Annotated in this window: 15 protein-coding genes and 1 riboswitch; of the genes, 9 read left to right on the top strand and 6 right to left on the bottom strand. The window is 63.5% G+C overall.

Annotated elements, in window-relative coordinates; translation table 11 throughout:
* Positions 1 to 150 precede the first annotated feature (150 nt).
* The 3 genes from AC0L3I_RS00970 (at position 151) to serA (ending at position 4,055) form a co-directional block, all read left to right on the top strand.
* Positions 151 to 900: an outer membrane protein gene (locus tag AC0L3I_RS00970; RefSeq protein ID WP_473486353.1), complete on the top strand. Its 750-nt coding sequence runs from the start codon at positions 151 to 153 to the stop codon at positions 898 to 900.
* 201 nt (positions 901 to 1,101) lie between these two features.
* Complete coding sequence (locus AC0L3I_RS00965; protein WP_473525659.1) at positions 1,102 to 2,277, top strand: phosphoserine transaminase; 1,176 nt, start codon at positions 1,102 to 1,104, stop codon at positions 2,275 to 2,277.
* 179 nt (positions 2,278 to 2,456) lie between these two features.
* On the top strand, positions 2,457 to 4,055 hold the full coding sequence (gene serA, locus AC0L3I_RS00960; RefSeq protein WP_123150140.1) for a phosphoglycerate dehydrogenase: 1,599 nt from the start codon (positions 2,457 to 2,459) through the stop codon (positions 4,053 to 4,055).
* Between the two features lie 113 nt (positions 4,056 to 4,168).
* Here the strand turns inward: serA and AC0L3I_RS00955 are convergent, their stop codons facing one another.
* Positions 4,169 to 5,059 carry a DMT family transporter gene (locus tag AC0L3I_RS00955; protein WP_473486355.1) on the bottom strand — a complete coding sequence of 297 codons (891 nt, stop codon included), beginning with the start codon at positions 5,057 to 5,059 and terminating at the stop codon, positions 4,169 to 4,171.
* Positions 5,060 to 5,379: 320 nt separating this feature from the next.
* Here AC0L3I_RS00955 and AC0L3I_RS00950 point away from each other — a divergent pair, with 320 nt between their 5' ends.
* Both AC0L3I_RS00950 and AC0L3I_RS00945 read left to right on the top strand, forming a co-directional pair.
* Positions 5,380 to 6,678, top strand: coding sequence for an adenylosuccinate synthase (locus AC0L3I_RS00950; protein WP_473486356.1), 1,299 nt, complete (start codon positions 5,380 to 5,382; stop codon positions 6,676 to 6,678).
* A gap of 73 nt (positions 6,679 to 6,751) precedes the next feature.
* Complete coding sequence (locus tag AC0L3I_RS00945) at positions 6,752 to 8,434, top strand: hypothetical protein (protein WP_473486357.1); 1,683 nt, start codon at positions 6,752 to 6,754, stop codon at positions 8,432 to 8,434.
* A gap of 27 nt (positions 8,435 to 8,461) precedes the next feature.
* Here AC0L3I_RS00945 and AC0L3I_RS00940 read toward each other — a convergent pair whose 3' ends face one another.
* From AC0L3I_RS00940 to AC0L3I_RS00925, 4 genes are read right to left on the bottom strand one after another with little or no spacing between them, the layout of a single operon-like run.
* Positions 8,462 to 8,761, bottom strand: coding sequence for a CcdB family protein (locus tag AC0L3I_RS00940; protein ID WP_123150144.1), 300 nt, complete (start codon positions 8,759 to 8,761; stop codon positions 8,462 to 8,464).
* On the bottom strand, positions 8,761 to 9,003 hold the full coding sequence (locus tag AC0L3I_RS00935; RefSeq protein ID WP_123150288.1) for a type II toxin-antitoxin system CcdA family antitoxin: 243 nt from the start codon (positions 9,001 to 9,003) through the stop codon (positions 8,761 to 8,763). Before AC0L3I_RS00935 ends, AC0L3I_RS00940 begins: the two co-directional genes overlap by 1 nt.
* 56 nt (positions 9,004 to 9,059) lie before the next feature.
* Entirely contained in the window at positions 9,060 to 10,877 is a 1,818-nt protein-coding gene (locus AC0L3I_RS00930; RefSeq protein ID WP_473486358.1) for an ABC-F family ATP-binding cassette domain-containing protein, read from the bottom strand.
* Position 10,878: 1 nt separating this feature from the next.
* The gene (locus tag AC0L3I_RS00925; RefSeq protein WP_473525658.1) at positions 10,879 to 11,523 is read right to left on the bottom strand and encodes a thiamine diphosphokinase; all 645 of its coding nucleotides are present in this window, start codon (positions 11,521 to 11,523) and stop codon (positions 10,879 to 10,881) included.
* Between the two features lie 102 nt (positions 11,524 to 11,625).
* Positions 11,626 to 11,740: riboswitch (TPP riboswitch) on the top strand.
* Positions 11,741 to 11,783: 43 nt separating this feature from the next.
* Between AC0L3I_RS00925 and thiB the strand changes: the two genes are divergently transcribed.
* From thiB to AC0L3I_RS00905, 4 genes are all read left to right on the top strand, one after another.
* Positions 11,784 to 12,797, top strand: a complete 1,014-nt coding sequence (gene thiB / locus AC0L3I_RS00920) for a thiamine ABC transporter substrate binding subunit (RefSeq protein WP_473525657.1) — start codon at positions 11,784 to 11,786, stop codon at positions 12,795 to 12,797.
* A gap of 93 nt (positions 12,798 to 12,890) precedes the next feature.
* Positions 12,891 to 14,510, top strand: coding sequence for a thiamine/thiamine pyrophosphate ABC transporter permease (gene thiP, locus AC0L3I_RS00915; protein ID WP_473525656.1), 1,620 nt, complete (start codon positions 12,891 to 12,893; stop codon positions 14,508 to 14,510).
* Complete coding sequence (gene thiQ / locus AC0L3I_RS00910; RefSeq protein ID WP_473486387.1) at positions 14,510 to 15,280, top strand: thiamine ABC transporter ATP-binding protein; 771 nt, start codon at positions 14,510 to 14,512, stop codon at positions 15,278 to 15,280. Before thiP ends, thiQ begins: the two co-directional genes overlap by 1 nt.
* A gap of 299 nt (positions 15,281 to 15,579) precedes the next feature.
* Complete coding sequence (locus AC0L3I_RS00905) at positions 15,580 to 17,007, top strand: M48 family metalloprotease (protein ID WP_473525983.1); 1,428 nt, start codon at positions 15,580 to 15,582, stop codon at positions 17,005 to 17,007.
* A 144-nt stretch (positions 17,008 to 17,151) separates the two neighbouring features.
* Here AC0L3I_RS00905 and AC0L3I_RS00900 read toward each other — a convergent pair whose 3' ends face one another.
* The gene (locus AC0L3I_RS00900; protein ID WP_473486362.1) at positions 17,152 to 18,015 is read right to left on the bottom strand and encodes an RNA polymerase factor sigma-32; all 864 of its coding nucleotides are present in this window, start codon (positions 18,013 to 18,015) and stop codon (positions 17,152 to 17,154) included.
* Positions 18,016 to 18,146 lie beyond the last annotated feature (131 nt).

Genomic DNA, 18,146 nt, shown 5'->3' with positions numbered 1-18,146 from the left:
GGGCGGTTTCCGTTTGTGTCGGGAAAGCGCATCAAAATCAATTCGCTAACGTCCTGTTATCCTTAACCGCCACTTAACCACTATGGTTAACAATGCTTCCTGAAACGGCGCTCGCGATCGCGAATGGCGCCACCTTCGGGAGCCGGGATCATGACAGTCAAATCGCGTATAGCGCTGGCGCTTGCAGCAATCGCCCTGATGCCGCTGTCTCAAGCGCTTGGCGCCGACTACGATCCGCCGATCTATGTCGACCAGGCGCCGGACTATGTGCCGGTCGAAGTCGGTTCGGGATGGTATCTGCGCGGCGATGTCGCCTATTTGCCGGAAAAGAGCTTCGAAGATGAGGATTTCGCCTTCACACCGGCGAGCTTCAGCGACAATGAGGATCCGATCTTTGCCAGCATCGGCTTCGGCTACCATTTCAACGACTATCTGCGTGCCGATCTCAATTTCGGCTATCTGCCCGGCAATAAGATCGGCGTCGGCTATGATGACGGAACGACCGTGGCATCAGCGTCCCTGAAGAACTACGCCTTCTCGGGCATGCTCAACGGCTATGTCGATCTTGGCACCTATGTCGGGATCACGCCCTATCTCGGCGCGGGTATCGGTGTCGTCCAGAGCAACCGCAAGCTTTCAGCGAGCTATTTCACCGACAACAATGACCCTACCGACGATTTCGTTCTGCAGGACGACAAGACCCAGTATTCCTTCGCTTACACGCTGAATGCAGGCCTTGCCTATCAAGTGTCCAAGAATTTTTCCGTAGATCTGGGCTATCAGTATTTTTCCGCGCCCGACGCCGAATATGCGACTGCCGAGAGCCTGACTTCCTATCCGATCGACAAAGGGATCAGCAATCATCAAGTCAAGCTCGGGTTGCGTTACGACCTCTGGTAGAAGCTGCGCACGCGACAATCTTGACGGCGGATCTTCGGGGCCGCCGTTCGTGTTTCGAGGCCATGACATTCTCATCACAGGTGATCAGTATCCCGTCAGCGACAAAAACTTTCCTCTTGACGCCGGAAGCCTGAACGCATATCGCCGTCCGTGGGCCACCCCTCCCCAACGAGGGGCCACTATCTGGAAGGATAGACCACGATGACGACGCATACGAAGCCCGGACCGCGTCCGGCAAATCCCAATTTTTCCTCAGGTCCCTGTGCAAAGCGTCCCGGCTGGTCGGTCGAGGCGCTGGCCAATGCCGCGCTCGGACGCTCGCACCGCGCCAAGATCGGCAAGACCAAGCTCGAACAGGCGATCGAGCTGACGCGAGAGGTCCTCCAGATTCCCGCAGATTACCGCATCGGCATCGTGCCGGCGTCGGACACCGGCGCGGTCGAGATGGCGCTGTGGTCGCTGCTCGGCGAACGCGGCGTCGACATGGTCGCCTGGGAGAGTTTCGGTTCCGGCTGGGTCACCGATGTGGTCAAGCAGCTGAAGCTCGCCGACGTGCGCAGGATCGAAGCCGGTTACGGCGCGCTGCCGGATCTGGCAAAAATCGACTTCAACCGCGATGTCGTCTTCACCTGGAACGGCACGACATCAGGCGTGCGTGTGCCGAACGGCGATTTCATCCCGGCCAGCCGCAAGGGCCTGACCATCTGCGATGCGACCTCGGCGGCCTTTGCTCAAAAGCTCGATTTCCAGAAGCTCGATGTCGTCACCTTCTCCTGGCAGAAGGTGCTCGGCGGCGAAGGGGCGCACGGCGTGCTGATCCTCAGCCCGCGCGCCGTCGAGCGGCTGGAAAGCTACAAGCCGGCCTGGCCGCTGCCGAAAATCTTCCGCCTCACCTCGGGCGGCAAGCTCATCGAAGGCATCTTCAAGGGCGAGACCATCAACACGCCGTCGATGCTGTGCGTCGAGGATTATCTCGACGCACTGCGTTGGGCGAAGTCGATCGGCGGCCTCGATGCGCTGATCGCCCGCGCCGACGCCAATGCCGCCGTTCTCGACGGCTTCGTCGGCAGATCCGCATGGCTCGGCCATCTGGCCACCGACCCGGCGACGCGGTCGAACACGTCCGTCTGTCTTTCCTTCACCGACCCGGATATCGCGGCACTCGACGCCGACGGACAGGCGGCCTTCGCCAAGGCAATTGTCTCGGATCTCGACAAGGAAGGCGTCGCCTACGACATCGGCGCCTATCGCGACGCGCCGCCCGGCCTGCGCGTCTGGTGCGGGGCGACGGTCGAGACTTCCGATCTCGAAGCGCTGCTGCCGTGGCTCGACTGGGCCTTTGCCGCACAAAAGGCGTCGCTCAAGGCGGCCGCCTGACCCCTCCCCCTTGAGGGGAGGGTGGCCCGAAGGGCCGGTGGGGTTGCCTCCACCAACTCAACGGTCCGCCATCCAGAAAGAAAAGATTTCGGCGGCGTCCGGCCGCAACGACCCACCCGGCGCTCGCGCCGACCCTCCCCTCAAAGGGGGAGGGGCGCCAATCGCAAAGGACCAAGCCAATGCCCCGCGTTCTCGTCTCAGACAAACTCTCCACCACTGCCGTGCAGATCTTTAGGGATCGCGGCATCGACGTCGACTACCTGCCCGACCTCGGCAAGGACAAGGAAAAGCTGCTCGAAGTGATCGGCCAGTATGACGGCCTCGCCATCCGTTCGGCGACGAAAGTCACCGAGAAGCTGATCAACGCCGCCACCAAATTGAAGGTGGTCGGCCGCGCCGGCATCGGCGTCGACAATGTCGACATCCCGGCGGCGAGCCGCAAGGGCATCATCGTGATGAACACGCCCTTCGGCAATTCGATCACCACCGCAGAGCATGCCGTCGCCATGATCTTCGCGCTGGCCCGCCAGATACCGGAAGCCAATGCCTCGACCCATGCCGGCAAGTGGGAAAAGAACCGCTTCATGGGCATCGAGATCACCAGCAAGACGCTGGGCATCATCGGCTGCGGCAACATCGGCTCGATCGTGGCCACGCGCGGCGTCGGCCTGAAGATGCATGTCATCGCCTTCGACCCTTTCCTGTCGGACAGCCGTGCCGAGGAACTCGGCGTCGAGAAGGTCGAACTCGACGAGCTGTTCGCCCGCGCCGATTTCATCACCCTGCACACGCCACTGACCGACAAGACGCGCAACATCATCGACGCTGCGGCGATCGCCAAAATGAAGACCGGCGTGCGCATCATCAACTGCGCTCGTGGCGGGCTGATCGTCGAGGCCGACCTGATCGCGGCACTGAAAAGCGGCAAGGTGGCAGGTGCCGGCATCGACGTGTTCGAGGTCGAACCGGCGGAGCAGAGCGAACTGTTCGGCATGGAGAATGTGGTGGCGACGCCGCACCTCGGTGCGTCGACGATGGAGGCGCAGGAGAATGTCGCCCTGCACGTCGCCGAGCAGATGGCCGACTATCTGATCAAGGGCGCCGTTTCCAACGCCATCAACATGCCGTCGATCACCGCCGAGGAGGCGCCGCGCCTAAAACCTTTCGTCAAGCTGGCCGAAGTGCTCGGCGCCTTTGTCGGCCAGGTCACAGAGGACCCGATCAAGGAGGTCGAGATCCTTTTCGACGGCTCGACCGCGACGATGAACACGCGCGCGCTGATCAGCGCCACCCTTGCCGGGCTGATCCGGCCGCAGGTCTCCGACGTCAACATGGTGTCGGCGCCGATCATGGTTAAGGAGCGCGGCATCATCGTCGCCGAGGTCAAGCGCGACAAATCCGGCGTGTTCGACGGCTATATCAAGCTCACGGTCAAGACCGAGCATAGGACGCGTTCGATCGCCGGCACCTGCTTTTCGGACGGCAAGCCGCGCTTCATCCAAATCAAAGGCATCAACCTAGACGCCGAGGTCGGCCAGCATATGCTCTACACGACGAATGCCGACGCGCCCGGTATCATCGGTCTGCTCGGCACGGTCTGCGGCGAGAACGGCGTCAACATCGCCAATTTCCAGCTCGGCCGCAACCGGCCTGGCGGCGATGCCATCGCGCTGCTCTATCTCGATGCTCCGTTTCCGGAAAACGTGCTGGAACAGGTGCGGGCGCACAAGTCGATCGACTCCGCCAAGCGGCTGCATTTCGATGTGGGCGGCGCCTGAAACATGCCCGCGCGCGCCCCGCGTGCTCTACAAGCACACGGGGCGTTTCGACAATAATGGCTGCGACGGGCTCTGGATTGCACCATTCTGATCCGATCCCGAACATTTGCCGGCTAAATCGCCAGCTTCCTTCCGCTGTATTCGGCGAGGCTGATGCCGCCGAGCACCAGCACGAGGGCCAGACCCTGATAGAGCTGGAATGTCTCACCGACGATCAGCACCGACAGCAGCGTACCGAAGATCGGCACCAGGTTGATGAACAGGCCGGCCCGGTTTGCGCCGATCAGTTCGTTGCCCCTGATATAGAAGATCTGCGAGACGACTGAGGCGCCGATCGCGGTGTAGAACGCTATCGCCCAGCCGCGCGCATCGGGGACGATGACCTTGCCGGCGGCCAATTCCCACAGGAAGAAAGGCAGCGAGGTGACAAGTGCGGCAATCGACAGCGCCAGCATCAGGCTTTGCCAGCGTATGGCCGGCTTCAGCCGCAGCCCGACCGAGTAGAAACTGTAACAAAGCACCGCGATCAGCATAATGGCGTCGCCGAAGTTGAGATCCAGCTTGAGAAGCTGGCGCAGATCGCCATGGCTGGCGGTCAGGGCGACACCGATGATCGTCAGCACGACGCCGGCGATCTGCACCTGGTTCACACGCAGGCGAAACAGCACGAAATTGGCTAGGATGATCACGATCGGGATCGCCGCCTGCTCGATCGAGACGTTGATCGCCGTCGTGTAATTGAGCGCCGTGTAGAAGATCGCGTTGAAGAAGGTGAAGCCGCAGGCGCCGAGCCCGCCAAGCAGCAACCAATGCCGGCGCACCACCGGCCAATCCTCGCGCAGCGCTCGCCAGCCGATCGGCAGCATGATCAGAACGGCCAGAACCCAGCGCAGGAAGACCAGCGTCATCGGCGAAATGTGGTCGACCGCCAGCTTGCCGGCCACGGAGTTGCCGCCCCACAGCAAGGTGGTGAACAGCAAGAACAGATAGGCGGTTCGATGCATCGCGAAATTCCAGCCGGGCGAGGGGCAGGCGGAGGGTCTATGCCGAGCTATTGTGGTGGTTCGCCCAAGTAAATGATGTCAAAGGCGAAAATTGTTGTGCCTGAGGGCGCTTTCGGCGGTAAAGAATGGTCGCGCTCGCCGGGTCTTGACGTTATAGAGCGACGTGCGTCCACTTGGACGGACAAAGTACGCGTCTCAAGGCTTGAATGTCCGCATCGTGCTTTCCGAAATCGATTCCGATTTTCGGGCCTATGCGATAGAAGCCTGTCGTTTCGAACCATTTCAAGCCGCTCCGAGCGGCGCCTCAAGGGAAAAGAAACATGGCCAACGTGGTGGTCGTCGGCTCGCAATGGGGCGACGAGGGCAAAGGCAAGATCGTTGACTGGCTATCGGAACGCGCTGACGTCGTCGTGCGCTTCCAGGGCGGCCACAATGCCGGCCATACGCTGGTCGTCGACGGCAGGGTCTACAAGCTGTCGCTGCTGCCGTCCGGCGTGGTGCGACAAGGCAAGCTGTCCATCATCGGCAATGGCGTCGTCTTCGACCCGCACGCCTTCGTCGCGGAAGTGGCGAAATTGAAGGCGCAAGGCGTCGAGGTGACGCCCGAGCGCCTGAAAATAGCCGAAAACACCGCGCTTATCCTGTCCTTGCACCGGGAGCTGGACGGATTCCGCGAAGACGCCGCCTCCAATTCCGGAACGAAGATCGGCACGACCCGTCGCGGCATCGGCCCCGCCTATGAGGACAAGGTGGGCCGGCGCGCGGTCAGGGTGATGGACTTGGCGGATTTGGAAACGCTGCCCTTGAAAGTCGACAGGCTGCTGACGCATCACAATGCGCTGCGTCGTGGGCTCGGCCACGCCGAGGTCACGCACGACGCCATCATGAGTGAGCTGATTTCGGTCGCCGACGAGATCCTGCCCTATATGGACCGCGTCTGGAAGATCCTCGACGACAAGCGCCGCGCCGGTGAACGCATCCTGTTCGAGGGCGCGCAAGGCACGCTGCTCGACATCGACCACGGCACTTATCCGTTCGTCACCTCGTCGAACACGGTCGCCGGTCAAGCGGCCGCCGGATCCGGTGTCGGTCCGGGCGCCATCGGTTATGTGCTCGGCATCACCAAGGCCTATACGACGCGTGTCGGCGAAGGTCCGTTCCCGACCGAACAGAAGAACGAGATCGGCGAGTTCCTGGGCACGCGCGGCCACGAGTTCGGCGTCGTCACCGGCCGCAAGCGCCGCTGCGGCTGGTTCGATGCCGTGCTGGTCCGCCAGGCCGTCGCCGTCAACGGCATCAAGGGCATCGCCCTGACCAAGCTCGATGTGCTCGACGGGCTGGACGAGATCAAGGTCTGCACCGGCTACCGCCTCGATGGCGAGGCGATCGATTATCTGCCGGCCAGCCAAGGTGCGCAGGCGCGCGTCGAACCGGTCTACGAGACGCTGGAGGGCTGGAAAGGCACCACCGCGGGCGCCAGAAGCTGGAACGATCTGCCAGCCCAGGCAGTCAAATATGTCCGTCACATCGAGGAGCTGATCGGCGCGCCGGTCGCACTCCTTTCCACCAGCCCTGAACGGGACGACACAATACTTGTGACCGATCCGTTTCAAGACTAGATTCTCAGCCGTTCCGGGCATCGCGGCCGATTTGCGGGGCCGGCCCAGAAACGAAATGCAGGTCGACTGAAGCATGGCAGATTTTGTTGGTGCTCTGAAAAAGACGCTCAATGGTCTCGGCGAGCCGTCGCCGGAGGTACGCGCGAGGGTCTATGACAAGGCCCGTTCAACGATCGCGGACAAGCTGGCCAAGATCACACCGCCGCTGGCGCCTTCGGTCGTTGCCCAGCATAAGCGCACCCTGGAAGACGCCATCGCCAGCGTCGAGCGGGATTATACCAGGAGCGTGCCGGCATCCGATCCGCTGTCGGAGCTGGAAGACATCTTCTCCTCCATCGACCGCAACAAGAACCAACCCAGCCATGTTCGGCAGCCGGCAAAGACCGAGCCGGCATGGCAGCCGGCAGAGACTGAGCCGGCATGGCAGCCGGTAAAGACTGAGCCGGCAAGGCAGCCGGCGCCTGCCGCCAAAGCCGCGCCGAATTGGCAAAAACCGCCATCCGTTGCTTCTCCTCCAGAGCACACCGATGCGGTGCCTTCGGTCGCGGATCTTCCAGCGGAGGACGAGAAGAGCGATACCTTTAGAGACGATGTCTTTCCCAACGACGAGGAGCCGGCGCCGGACACCTTTCAGCGTCTGCGTCCTGCCGAGCGGAGGCGCAGCTCTGGCGGGCTGATCGCCGCTGTCGTCGCTTTGCTCGTCGTCGCCGGCGGCGGCTATGGCATCTGGCTGAACAAGGACGCGTTCAGCAATATGCTAGGTCTCAACAGCACGACGGTCGCAACCATAGAGCCGCTAGTGAAGCCGACCCCGGCCGAGCCGGCTACCGATGCCGCGGCAAGGCCTCCGGCAGCTGCGGCTCCAACGGATGCCGAGGGCACAAAGTTCACCCAGCGGCTGACGCCCGAGGGCGGTGAGGTCGATCCCGGCCCCGCTCCAGGACAAAGCGGTATCGGAGAGGGCGAATCCGTCGCAGCACTGACCACGCCGCCGCCGGCTGCACCTGCGCCTGCCGCGCCGGCCGGCGACACGCCAGCCACGACTGCGCCCGCCACGCCGGGTGCTGCCCCCGCAACGCCGCCTGCCGATGGCGCCACGCCGGCGCCGGCGGCGCCGACCGATAGCGCAGCCGCCCCGGCAGCGCCGGCCCCCGGTGCTGCGCCGGCCGCGCCGACAGCCGCGCCTGCGGAAACCGCGCTGGCGGTCGGCCAAAAGGCGATCTTCTACGAGGAGCGCACCAGCACCGCCCAAGGCTCGGCCGAGCCCGGCAGCATCGTCTGGTCGCTGGTACAGGAATCGCCCGGCGGCAATCTGCCGCCCGAGCCGGCAATCCGCGCCGAGGCGAGCATTCCGGGTAAGGACGTGCAGCTGCGCATGACCATCCGCCGCAACACCGACCAAACGCTGCCGGCCAGCCACATCATCGAGATGATTTTCCTGACGCCCGATGGTTTCGACGGCGGCGGCGTCGACAATATCCTGCGCGTCGCCATGAAGGGCTCTGAACAGGATGCCGGCAGCCCGCTGATCGGCATCCCGGCGAAAATCGCGGACGGCTTCTTCCTGGTCGCTCTCAACGACACCAAGGCGGACGAAGACGCCAATCTGACCCTGCTCCGGGGCCAGAAATGGATCGACGTACCGGTCGTCTACAAGACCGGACGGCGGGCGCTGCTCACCATGGAAAAGGGCATTCCCGGCGAGAAGGTGTTCGACGAGGCGCTGAAGGCCTGGCAAACAAAAGAGGCGGGCTGAGGCCGGGGCTCACCAGCCTCAACCCTCTCAGAAGCCCTGGAATAGCATGTCGAGCGCGGCCACGATGTCGTCGTGGCGGCTGGAAAGATTTCCTTCGGCGGCACGCAATTCAGAAGCCATCAAGGCTGACATGAATTGAGTGACCATGACATGGTCACTGCCGTTGATCGTGAAGGTGGGGTTTAGCCGGCGCCCCGGCACCGGGGCCATGTTGGGCGGCATCAACGGGATAACAATCCTTGTGTTTAGACCTTCAAGAAGATCAGCCTGAACGTCGAGCAGATAGCCGTCGCCTTCAGCTCTCCGGTAGAAATCGTAACGCGCCATCAAAACGGCCGGTACTTGGCCAGTGGCAGTCCGTTGCGCCTGACATAGTCGTTAGAGCTCTCGATCGCCTCCCTGTTTTCCTCCTGCCACCGGCGCGTTTTTTCGGCTGAAATCGCCTTGGCGATACCCTCCTCGGCGGCGCGAGATATATTAATACCGAGCGCCTTGGCGTCCTCGATCAATCTGGAGTCGATCGAGGTATTGACCGATTTTCGTTGGGCTTTTGGAGTCGACTGAAGCATGGAGCAGCTCCCATTTATGCGCATAAGATAGGCGCATAAAAGCACGCATGCAATGCCTACCCCTCCATCTCCTCGCGCAACATTTCAAGTTCCAGCCATTCCTCCTCGAGCGCTGCCAGCGTGGCGCGCTCCTTGTCGAGGGCGGCGATGGTCTTCTGGAACGAGGCCGGATCGCGCTCGTAATAGGCTGGGTCGGCGATGTTGTTCTCCAGCCGTGAGATCGAGGCGTTCACCGCCTCGATCTTCTTCGGCAGCGATTCCAGCGCGAATTTTTGTTTGAACGACAGTTTTTTTGAGCCCTTCGGCGCGGGTGCTTCGCTCCTGCCTGCCGCCACCACTTCGCTGGTCTCGGCCTTTGGCCGTGCCTTGCGGTCGTCCAGCCTGGTGCCGCCGCGCTGCGCCAGCATGTCGGAATAGCCGCCGGCATATTCGATCCAGCGGCCGCCGCCGTCCGGCGCGATCAGGCTGGTCACGGTGCGGTCGAGGAAATCGCGGTCGTGGCTGACCAGGATCACCGTACCGGCAAAACCGGCGACCAGTTCCTGCAGCAATTCCAGCGTCTCCATGTCGAGGTCGTTGGTCGGCTCATCGAGCACCAGCAGGTTCGCCGGCCGCGCCAACACGCGGGCGAGCAGCAGCCGCGCCCGCTCGCCGCCCGAAAGCTCGCGCACCGGCGTGCGCGCCTGTTCCGGTTTGAACAGGAAATCCTTCATGTAGGAGACGACGTGGCGCTGCTCGCCATTGATGACGAGGTTCTCGCCGCGCCCGTCGGTGAGGTATTGCGCCAGTGTCTCTTGCGGATCGACCGCGTCGCGTTTCTGGTCGAGCGTGGCGATCTCCAGATTGGTGCCGAGCCGCACCGTGCCTGAGTCCGGCTTCAATTCGCCGGTCAGCATCTTCAGCAGTGTCGTCTTGCCGGCACCGTTCGGGCCGACCAGGCCGACGCGGTCGCCGCGCTGGATGCGGGTCGAGAAGCCCTTGACCACAGTGAGGTCGCCAAAGCTCTTCTCGATGGTCTTGGCCTCGATCACCAGCTTGCCGGATTCGGCGGCGTCGCTGGCCACCATGGTCGCCGCACCCTCGGCGCCGCGATGGCCACGAAAGCGCTGGCGCATGGTCTGCAGTTCGCCGAGCCGGCGCATGTTGCGCTTGCGCCTTGCAGTCACGCCGTAGCGCAGCCAGTGCTCCTCGCGCACGATCTGGCGGCCAAGCTTGTGCTGCTCGCGTTCTTCTTCTTCCAGAACGGTGTCGCGCCATTCCTCGAAATGGCCAAAGCCCTTGTCCAGCCTGCGGGTCTGGCCGCGATCGAGCCAGACGGTGGCGCGCGACACGCGCTCGAGGAAGCGGCGGTCATGCGAGATGACGATCAGCGCCGAAGAGGTGCGGGCAAGCTCCTCCTCCAGCCATTCAATGACCGACAGGTCGAGATGGTTGGTCGGCTCATCGAGGAGGAGAATGTCGGGCTCCGGCGCCATGACGCGGGCAAGGGCGGCACGGCGCGCCTCGCCGCCGGAGAGATCGTTCGGCCGCTCGTCGCCGGACAGGCCGAGATGCTCCATCAGATAGGTGGCGCGGTAGGGATCGTCGGCGGGTCCGAGCCCCGCCTCGACATAGGCGCGGACGCTGGCGAAACCATCCAAGTCGGGCATTTGCGGCAGGTAGCGCACTGTCGCCGAGGGCTGGCGGAACACCTCGCCGTCCTGCGGCTCTATCAATCCCGCAGCGATCTTGAGCAACGTCGATTTGCCCGAGCCGTTGCGGCCGACCAAAGCGATCTTGTCGCCCGCCGACGCCGTCAGTTCCGCCCCGTCGAGCAGCGGCGTGCCACCGAAGGTCAGTTTTATGCCGTCGAGATTGAGAAGTGGCGGCGCCATGTCAGCTTCCAGGTAAGGGGAATGGGTGGGCGAGCAACAGCGCGCGGCCACTGCTCAGCGCAATTTCCAGCCGGCCCCTGACCTCGTTGGAAATGGTCAGCGACGAACCGAACGCCATCTCGATATGGTTCAGCGGCCATTTGGCGCCGGTCACGGTCAGGCCGGTAAGGTCGGAAAAGCCGAGAATCGAAAACAGCGTGCCATCGGCGTAGTCGAAGCCGGCCTTTCCGCGAAGCAAGGGAGTGCCTTCCTGTGCGCCGCTGGTCAAAAGCACCTCCGTCCCTGCCTCGGCCAGTCGGACACTGAGCGCCAGGTGCAGGAAGGCGTGGTCGGTGCGCTTGCCGCCGAACGCGCCGGCGAGCACGAGACTGGTCGCGCCGCGTTCGAGCGCGGCGGCGATAGCCAGTTCGCCGTCGGTCTTGTCCTTTTCTGCCGGAAACACCTGGCGGGCCACGGCGGCCAGCTCGTCCGGCAAGTCCGCCGGCACCGAATCGAAGTCGCCGACCCAGAGTTCCGGCGTCAGGTTCAGCGTCCGGGCATGGCTCATGCCGGCGTCGGCGGCGATGACACGGGAGCCTTCGACCTGGCGGTCGAGCAGCGGCGTGCGGATTAGATCGCCGCCAAGCAGGATGGTGAATTTGCTCATATGCGTGGCCCTTACCAGCCCTGCTTGCCAAACGGAAGGCCGCGTTCCAGATGCCCGGCAAACTTCCGCTTGCGCCGCAACCAGGCCGGGCCTATGTGTCGAAACGCTCTAACGGGGTGCTGGACGCGATCTTCGCGAACCAGCTGAGAGGCGACCATGCCAACCCGCTGAACCTGATCCGGTTTGTACCGGCGGAGGGATTAGACGTTTCGGACAGCCCGACGCCTCAATTCCTTTCAACGCGAACGAAGGAGGCGCCGATGCGCACGTTTTTATACACTCTAGTTTCGGCAGTGCTGCTTGCGGCGACTGTTCCCGCCGGCATCGGGCCGGCATCCGCGCAGGAAAAACTCACCGTCTATACCTATGAGAGCTTCACCGCCGACTGGGGTCCAGGCCCCGCGGTGAAGAAGGCCTTCGAGGCCGAATGCGGCTGTACTCTCGAATTCGTCGCGGTCGCCGACGGCGTCGCCCTGCTCAACCGCGTCAAGCTGGAAGGGGCCGCGACCAAGGCCGACATCGTGCTCGGCCTCGACACCAATCTGACTGCGGAAGCCAAGGCCACCGGCCTGTTTTCGCCGCATGGTGCCGTCATCGATGTCAATGTGCCGGGCGGCTGGAGCGACGATGTTTTCGTGCCGTTCGACTATGGCTATTTCGCCGTCGTCTACGACACCGAAAAGCTGAAGACGCCGCCGAAGAGCCTGAAGGAATTGGTCGAGGGCAATGCCGATGAGAAGATCGTCATCCAGGATCCGCGCACCTCGACGCCCGGTCTCGGCTTGTTGTTGTGGGTGAGGTCGGTTTATGGCGACAAGGCGCCGGAAGCCTGGGCCAAGCTTAGGGCAAAGGTGCTCACCGTGACGCCGGGCTGGAGCGAGGCCTATGGCCTGTTCACCAAGGGCGAGGCGCCGATGGTGCTGTCCTATACCACGTCGCCGGCCTATCACATGGTCGCCGAAAACACCGAACGCTATCAGGCGGCGTCCTTCGAGGAGGGCGCGTATCTGCAGATCGAGGTTGCCGGCATCACCACGTCAGGCGCGAAGAACCCATTGGCGAAACAGTTCCTGACTTTCATGACCGGACCGAAATTCCAGGATGTCATTCCCGAGACCAACTGGATGTTCCCGGCCGGCAAGACCGAGAAGCCGCTCAATCCGGCTTTCGACAAGCTCGTCAAGCCGACCAAGACTTTGCTTTTCAGCCCGGAAGAGGTCGCCGCCAATCGCAAGGCCTGGGTCGACGAATGGCTGTCGGTGATGAGCAAGTAGCTTGTGATTGAAAGATGATTACTCTACGGCGCCCGGGAACTCGACCTCAGCCATATTTTCTGCTTCGACGATCGTTGAACTAGGCAGGGCGGCATGCATACCGGATATCCTGCCGATCCCCGCGTCACCGCCGGCACCATCGCGCTTGCCGCTGTTGCGCTGCTGGTCGGCGGAGCGTTCGCCGGGCTCATCGTCGAAGGCGCCCGCGACCCGTCCGGCGCCGCGTCGACCTTCGATTCCTACCTCTTCCGGGTCGCCCGTTTCACGCTGTTGCAGGCTTTGCTGTCGACACTGCTTTCCGTCGTGCCGGCGCTGTTCGTTGCGCGGGCGCTGTCGCGGCATCCGCGCTTCTTTGGTCGCGGCCTGATCCTGCAGCTCTTCGCCGTGCCGCTTGCGCTGCCGGCCATCGTCGCCGCACTCGGCATTCTGGCTCTCTATGGCCGTGCCGGCTATTTCGCCGGCGTGCTCACCGCGATTGGCGGTCTGGGCTGGCCGGGCATATACGGCCTGTCCGGCATCCTCATCGCCCATGTCTTCTTCAATCTGCCGCTGGCCACGCGGCTGTTCCTTGAAGCGCTGACGACAGTGCCGGCCGACCAGTGGCGGTTGGCGAGCCAGCTCGGCATGGGCGCCAGACCCGCCTTCCGGCTGATTGAATGGCCGACGCTGCGTGCGGCGCTGCCGGGCGTCGCTGGGCTTGTCTTCATGCTCTGCATCACATCCTTTACCATCGTGCTCACGCTGGGCGGCGGGCCGCGTGCGACGACATTGGAGGTCGCCATCTACCAGGCACTGCGTTTCGATTTCGATCCTGCCCGCGCGGTGACGCTGACACTGCTGCAGATCGCGCTGACCTTCGTCGTTGTGCTGGCATTGATGCGGCTTGGCGCCAACATCGTCGGCGACGCCAACCTGCCGGTGGCACCGCGCCGCTATCTTTCGGCCGGCCCGGCCGAGACCGTGCTGAATACAGCATTGATCGCTCTCGCATTGCTGTTCGTCGCCGGGCCGATGGCTGCCATGGTGACGTCAGGCCTTGGCGCCGATCTCGGCCGGCTGGCGGGCGAGATCGCGGTGCGGCAGGCGACGCTGACCAGCGCCGTGCTCGCCCTGCTGGCGGCGCTGCTTTCAGTGGCGCTGTCGCTGTCGCTCGTCATGGCACGACGGGCGCTGGCCTTGAGGCGTCGCGTCGGCGCCAGGACGCTGCTCGAATACGCCACCGATACCGGCGCCGGCTTCGTCCTCGTCGTGCCGCCCATCGTCATCGGCGCCGGCTGGTTCCTGCTCCTGCGTGCTGTCAGCGACGTCTTTGCCATCGCCCCTGTCATGGTCGTCACCGTCAATGCGGTAATGGCGATGCCGTTTGCCATCCGCGCCATTCGCCCCGGCTATGATGCGGCGAGCGAACGCCACGAACGGCTCTGTTTGCTGCTTGGCATTTCGGGCTGGAACCGGTTCCGGCTGGTCGACTGGCCGTCGCTGCGGCGGCCGCTCGCCACCGGTTTCGCGTTCGCCATGGCTTTGTCGCTCGGCGATCTCGGCGTCATTGCCCTGTTCGGCAGCGACTCCCTGCAGACACTGCCTTACCTCTTGCTGGCGCGCATGGGCAGCTACCGCACGATGGACGCGGCAGGCCTGGCGTTGCTGCTCGGCCTGGTTTGTCTTGCGCTTGTCCTGGCCGCTGACTGGCTGGGGCAGGGAGAAAAATCATGATGCTCAACAGCGCGGAAAGCGGTACGGCCGTGCGGCTGGAAAAGGTCTCGTTCAGCTATCGCGAAGCGCCGTTTTTATTCGATGTCGAGTTCGCCGCCTCGAAGATCACCGCCATCATGGGGCCGAGCGGTTCGGGAAAATCGACGCTGCTCAATCTGGTGGCCGGCTTCGAGACGCCGCGATCGGGCCGCGTGCTGATCGGCGGCGCCGATGTCGGCGCCAAACCGCCGTCGGCGCGGCCAGTGTCGATGGTGTTCCAGGAAAACAATCTCTTTGCCCATCTTTCGGTCGAACGAAATGTCGGCCTTGGCCGCTCGCCGTCGCTCAGGCTGGCCGAGGGCGACCACGCTGCAATCGCCGGGGCGCTCAAGCGCGTCGGCCTTGCCGGCAAGCAACAGCGCCTGCCGCGCGAACTCTCCGGTGGCGAGCGGCAGCGCGTCGCGCTCGCCCGCGTCCTGGTGCGCGACCGGCCGGTGCTCTTGCTCGACGAACCGTTCGCCTCGCTCGGACCGGCCTTGCGCGACGACATGCTCGATCTGGTAGCCGGCGTCCATGCGGAGCGGCGCATGACGGTGCTGTTCGTCACGCATCAGCCGGAGGATGCCCACCGTATCGGCCAGGACATGGTGTTCCTGGACAATGGCACGGTTGCCGCAACCGGGACTGTCGCCGATTTTTTTACCAAGGCTGGACCGGAGGCCTTCCGACGCTATATCGGTGCAGGTCCGTTTGGCGCGGGATCACGAGATGTTGCCCGGAAGCGGACATAATTTACGGCCAAACCGGCTTCAGGCGATGTGGTGCTTGCTTGCCATGGTCAAAGTAGTGTGACTAGGTCCTCCGATACTGGTCCGGCATAGGTTGTGATTTGCCACTACGGTGTGCCATGCGTGCTCATGGCCGCGAAGGACGCTGTGGCAGTTGATTGTGCGCATGATCCTTTCTGAAAATCGATGCCCGATTTTCGGGGCCATGTGCTGAGACCCGAAAGGAAGCTGTTCTGCCGACCGGCACCGACAGAGTGAGAAGGAAACCGCTGGCGCGCTTCCTCGCGCTGGCCGGCTTTGCCATGGCGCTGGCAAGCTGCCAGATGTTCACGCCTCCGGACGTTCAGGAATCCGGCTTCCAACCTTCCAGCAAACCGATCACGGTCGACAATGTCGCCGCCAACAGCAAGCTCGCCGAAATGGCGAAGGCGCAGCATCCGCGCATCCTCGCCACCTATGGCGGCGAGTATTCCGATCCCAAGCTCGAGCGCATGGTCGCCAAGGTCGTCGGCAGCCTGACCGTGGTGTCGGCCAACCCGAGCCAGACCTACCGCATCACCATCCTCAATTCGCCCAACGTCAATGCTTTCGCGCTGCCGGGCGGCTATCTCTACATCACGCGCGGCCTGTTGGCGCTGGCCAACGATTCGGCCGAGCTCGCCGCGGTCATCGCGCATGAGATGGGCCACGTCACTGCAAACCACGGCTTGCAGCGCCAACAGCTCGAGGCTGAGGAGGGGTTTGCAACCAAGGTCGTCTCCGACGTGCTCGGCGACAGCCCGACCGCCAAGGCGGCACTGATCCGCGGCAAGCTGCGGCTTGCCCAGTTCTCGCGCAATCAGGAGCTTGAGGCCGATGGCATCGGCATCAAGTCGATCGGCGAGGCGGGCTTCGATCCCTTTGCCGCCGGCCGCTTCCTGCAGTCGATGTCAGCCTACACCGATTTCCGCTCGATCAGCGGCGCCACCGACGCCAGCCTCGACTTCCTGGCGACGCATCCCAACACGCCGCAGCGCATCGATCTGGCGCAGCGTCATGCCCGCCAGTTCGGCGCGCCCGGCGTCGGCACGCGCGACCGCGACGCCTTCCTCGCCGGCATAGACGGCCTGCTCTACGGCGACACGCCGGAGGAGGGCTATGTGCGTGGCGAAACCTTCCTGCATCCAGGGCTCGGCGTGTCGTTCTCGGTGCCCGACGGCTTCATCATCGACAACTCGGCCGCGGCGGTGACGGCAACCGGGCCAGGCGACATAGCGATTCGCTTCGACGGCGTTTCGATCGACAAGAGCCGCTCGCTGACCGACTACATCCGCAGCGGCTGGGTGGCCGGTCTCGACGAAAGCAGCGTGCGCCAGGAAACGATCAATGGCAACGACGCGGCGACGGCGCATGCCAGTGCCGAGGGCTGGCAGTTCGACATCGCGGTGATCCGCGCCGGTGGCCAGGTCTACCGGCTGCTGACGGCTGCCCCTTCCGCCAGCGCCTCGCTGGATGCCGTGGCGCGCTCGGTCAGCGGTTCCTTCCGTATCTTGAGCGCGGCCGAGAAAGCGGCGCTGAAGCCGCTGCATATCCGCGTTGTCACGGTGCGGCCCGGACAGACCATGGGTTCGCTCGCCGCGCAGATGGTCGGCGTCGAGCGCAAGCTCGATCTGTTCAGGGTGCTCAATGCGATGTCGCCCGGTGCAGCTGTTTCGGCCGGCGACAAGGTCAAGATCATCACCGACAAATAGGGTGTGTCGATATTCAGGTGATGCCGGCCTGCAACCGGCAGTTTCCTGCGCTTCCGGTGCTCACGTACTTTAAGTACGCTCCACTCCGGTTCTCGGAAACCACCGTTTTCGGCTCGGCCTAACCTGAATCTCAACACACCCTGATTAGGCGGCGGTCGCCAGAAACTCGGGGTTTTGCTTCACCAGCGCTATCTTGAGCTTTTCCATGGCGCGTGCCTCGATCTGGCGGACGCGTTCCTTGGAGATGCCGAGCGCCTCGCCGAGGGCTTCGAGCGTCGCGCCCTCGTCGCTCAGCCGGCGCTCCTCGATGATCCTGAGCTCGCGGGCATTGAGCGCGCCGAGCGCCGTTTTCAGCCAGACAGAACGGCGTTCGACATCGATCGTGTCGCCCACGACCTCGTCCGGCAAAGGATCGTCCGAAACCAGGAAATCCATTCGCTCGGTGGCGCCCGCATCGTCGGCGAGCGGCTGGTTGAGCGAGCTATCCGGTGCCGAAAGGCGGGAGTCCATCATCGCCACGTCAGCCTCGGAGACGCCGAGCGCGACCGACACCTCGCGATAGAGCGAGGTATTCGAGATCGGCTCGGCACCGTTCGCCAAGCGGGCGCGCAGGCGCCGCAAATTGAAGAACAACGCCTTTTGCGCCGAACTGGTGCCGCCACGCACGATCGACCAGTTGCGCAGGATATAGTCCTGCATCGAGGCGCGAATCCACCATGTCGCGTAGGTCGAAAACCGCACCTCGCGTTCCGGTTCGAAGCGGGCCGCCGCCTCCAGCAGGCCGACATGGCCTTCCTGGACCAGATCGCCGAGCGGCAGACCGTAGTGGCGGAATTTCGAGGCCATGGAAATGACCAGACGCATATGTGCCATGGCGATTTGGTGCAGCGCCTGCTGGTCGTTGTCTTCCTTCCAGCGCAGCGCGAGAAGATGCTCTTCGTCGCGCTCGAGATAGGGGGCTTTCATCGCCGCGCGGACCATGGTTCGCCCTGCCATATCTTCCATCATGCCACGCTCCCTGTTCCGGGCGTTGCGGTGCGATCGCTCGAACCCTAAGCTGGCATCGTGGTTGAATTGGCGACGCCGCGCCCTACAACAGCCAAGAACGTGCCACGCGGGTGAATGGTTCCGCCGCTGAT

Source organism: Mesorhizobium sp. WSM4840 (assembly GCF_055811755.1).
Note: the sequence above shows the minus strand (reverse complement) of the source record. Positions and strands in the feature narration are given on the sequence as shown.

What these genes read in the sequence shown, in the direction of transcription:
- AC0L3I_RS00950 (WP_473486356.1), top strand. Translation starts at nt 5,380, where the DNA reads ATGGCCAACGTGGTGGTCGTCGGCTCGCAATGGGGCGACGAGGGCAAA.
- AC0L3I_RS00940 (WP_123150144.1), bottom strand. Translation starts at nt 8,761, where the DNA reads ATGGCGCGTTACGATTTCTACCGGAGAGCTGAAGGCGACGGCTATCTG.
- serA (WP_123150140.1), top strand. Translation starts at nt 2,457, where the DNA reads ATGCCCCGCGTTCTCGTCTCAGACAAACTCTCCACCACTGCCGTGCAG.
- thiP (WP_473525656.1), top strand. Translation starts at nt 12,891, where the DNA reads ATGCATACCGGATATCCTGCCGATCCCCGCGTCACCGCCGGCACCATC.
- AC0L3I_RS00925 (WP_473525658.1), bottom strand. Translation starts at nt 11,523, where the DNA reads ATGAGCAAATTCACCATCCTGCTTGGCGGCGATCTAATCCGCACGCCG.
- AC0L3I_RS00965 (WP_473525659.1), top strand. Translation starts at nt 1,102, where the DNA reads ATGACGACGCATACGAAGCCCGGACCGCGTCCGGCAAATCCCAATTTT.
- thiQ (WP_473486387.1), top strand. Translation starts at nt 14,510, where the DNA reads ATGCTCAACAGCGCGGAAAGCGGTACGGCCGTGCGGCTGGAAAAGGTC.
- AC0L3I_RS00955 (WP_473486355.1), bottom strand. Translation starts at nt 5,059, where the DNA reads ATGCATCGAACCGCCTATCTGTTCTTGCTGTTCACCACCTTGCTGTGG.
- AC0L3I_RS00945 (WP_473486357.1), top strand. Translation starts at nt 6,752, where the DNA reads ATGGCAGATTTTGTTGGTGCTCTGAAAAAGACGCTCAATGGTCTCGGC.
- AC0L3I_RS00900 (WP_473486362.1), bottom strand. Translation starts at nt 18,015, where the DNA reads ATGATGGAAGATATGGCAGGGCGAACCATGGTCCGCGCGGCGATGAAA.
- AC0L3I_RS00930 (WP_473486358.1), bottom strand. Translation starts at nt 10,877, where the DNA reads ATGGCGCCGCCACTTCTCAATCTCGACGGCATAAAACTGACCTTCGGT.
- AC0L3I_RS00970 (WP_473486353.1), top strand. Translation starts at nt 151, where the DNA reads ATGACAGTCAAATCGCGTATAGCGCTGGCGCTTGCAGCAATCGCCCTG.
- AC0L3I_RS00905 (WP_473525983.1), top strand. Translation starts at nt 15,580, where the DNA reads ATGGCGCTGGCAAGCTGCCAGATGTTCACGCCTCCGGACGTTCAGGAA.
- thiB (WP_473525657.1), top strand. Translation starts at nt 11,784, where the DNA reads ATGCGCACGTTTTTATACACTCTAGTTTCGGCAGTGCTGCTTGCGGCG.
- AC0L3I_RS00935 (WP_123150288.1), bottom strand. Translation starts at nt 9,003, where the DNA reads ATGCTTCAGTCGACTCCAAAAGCCCAACGAAAATCGGTCAATACCTCG.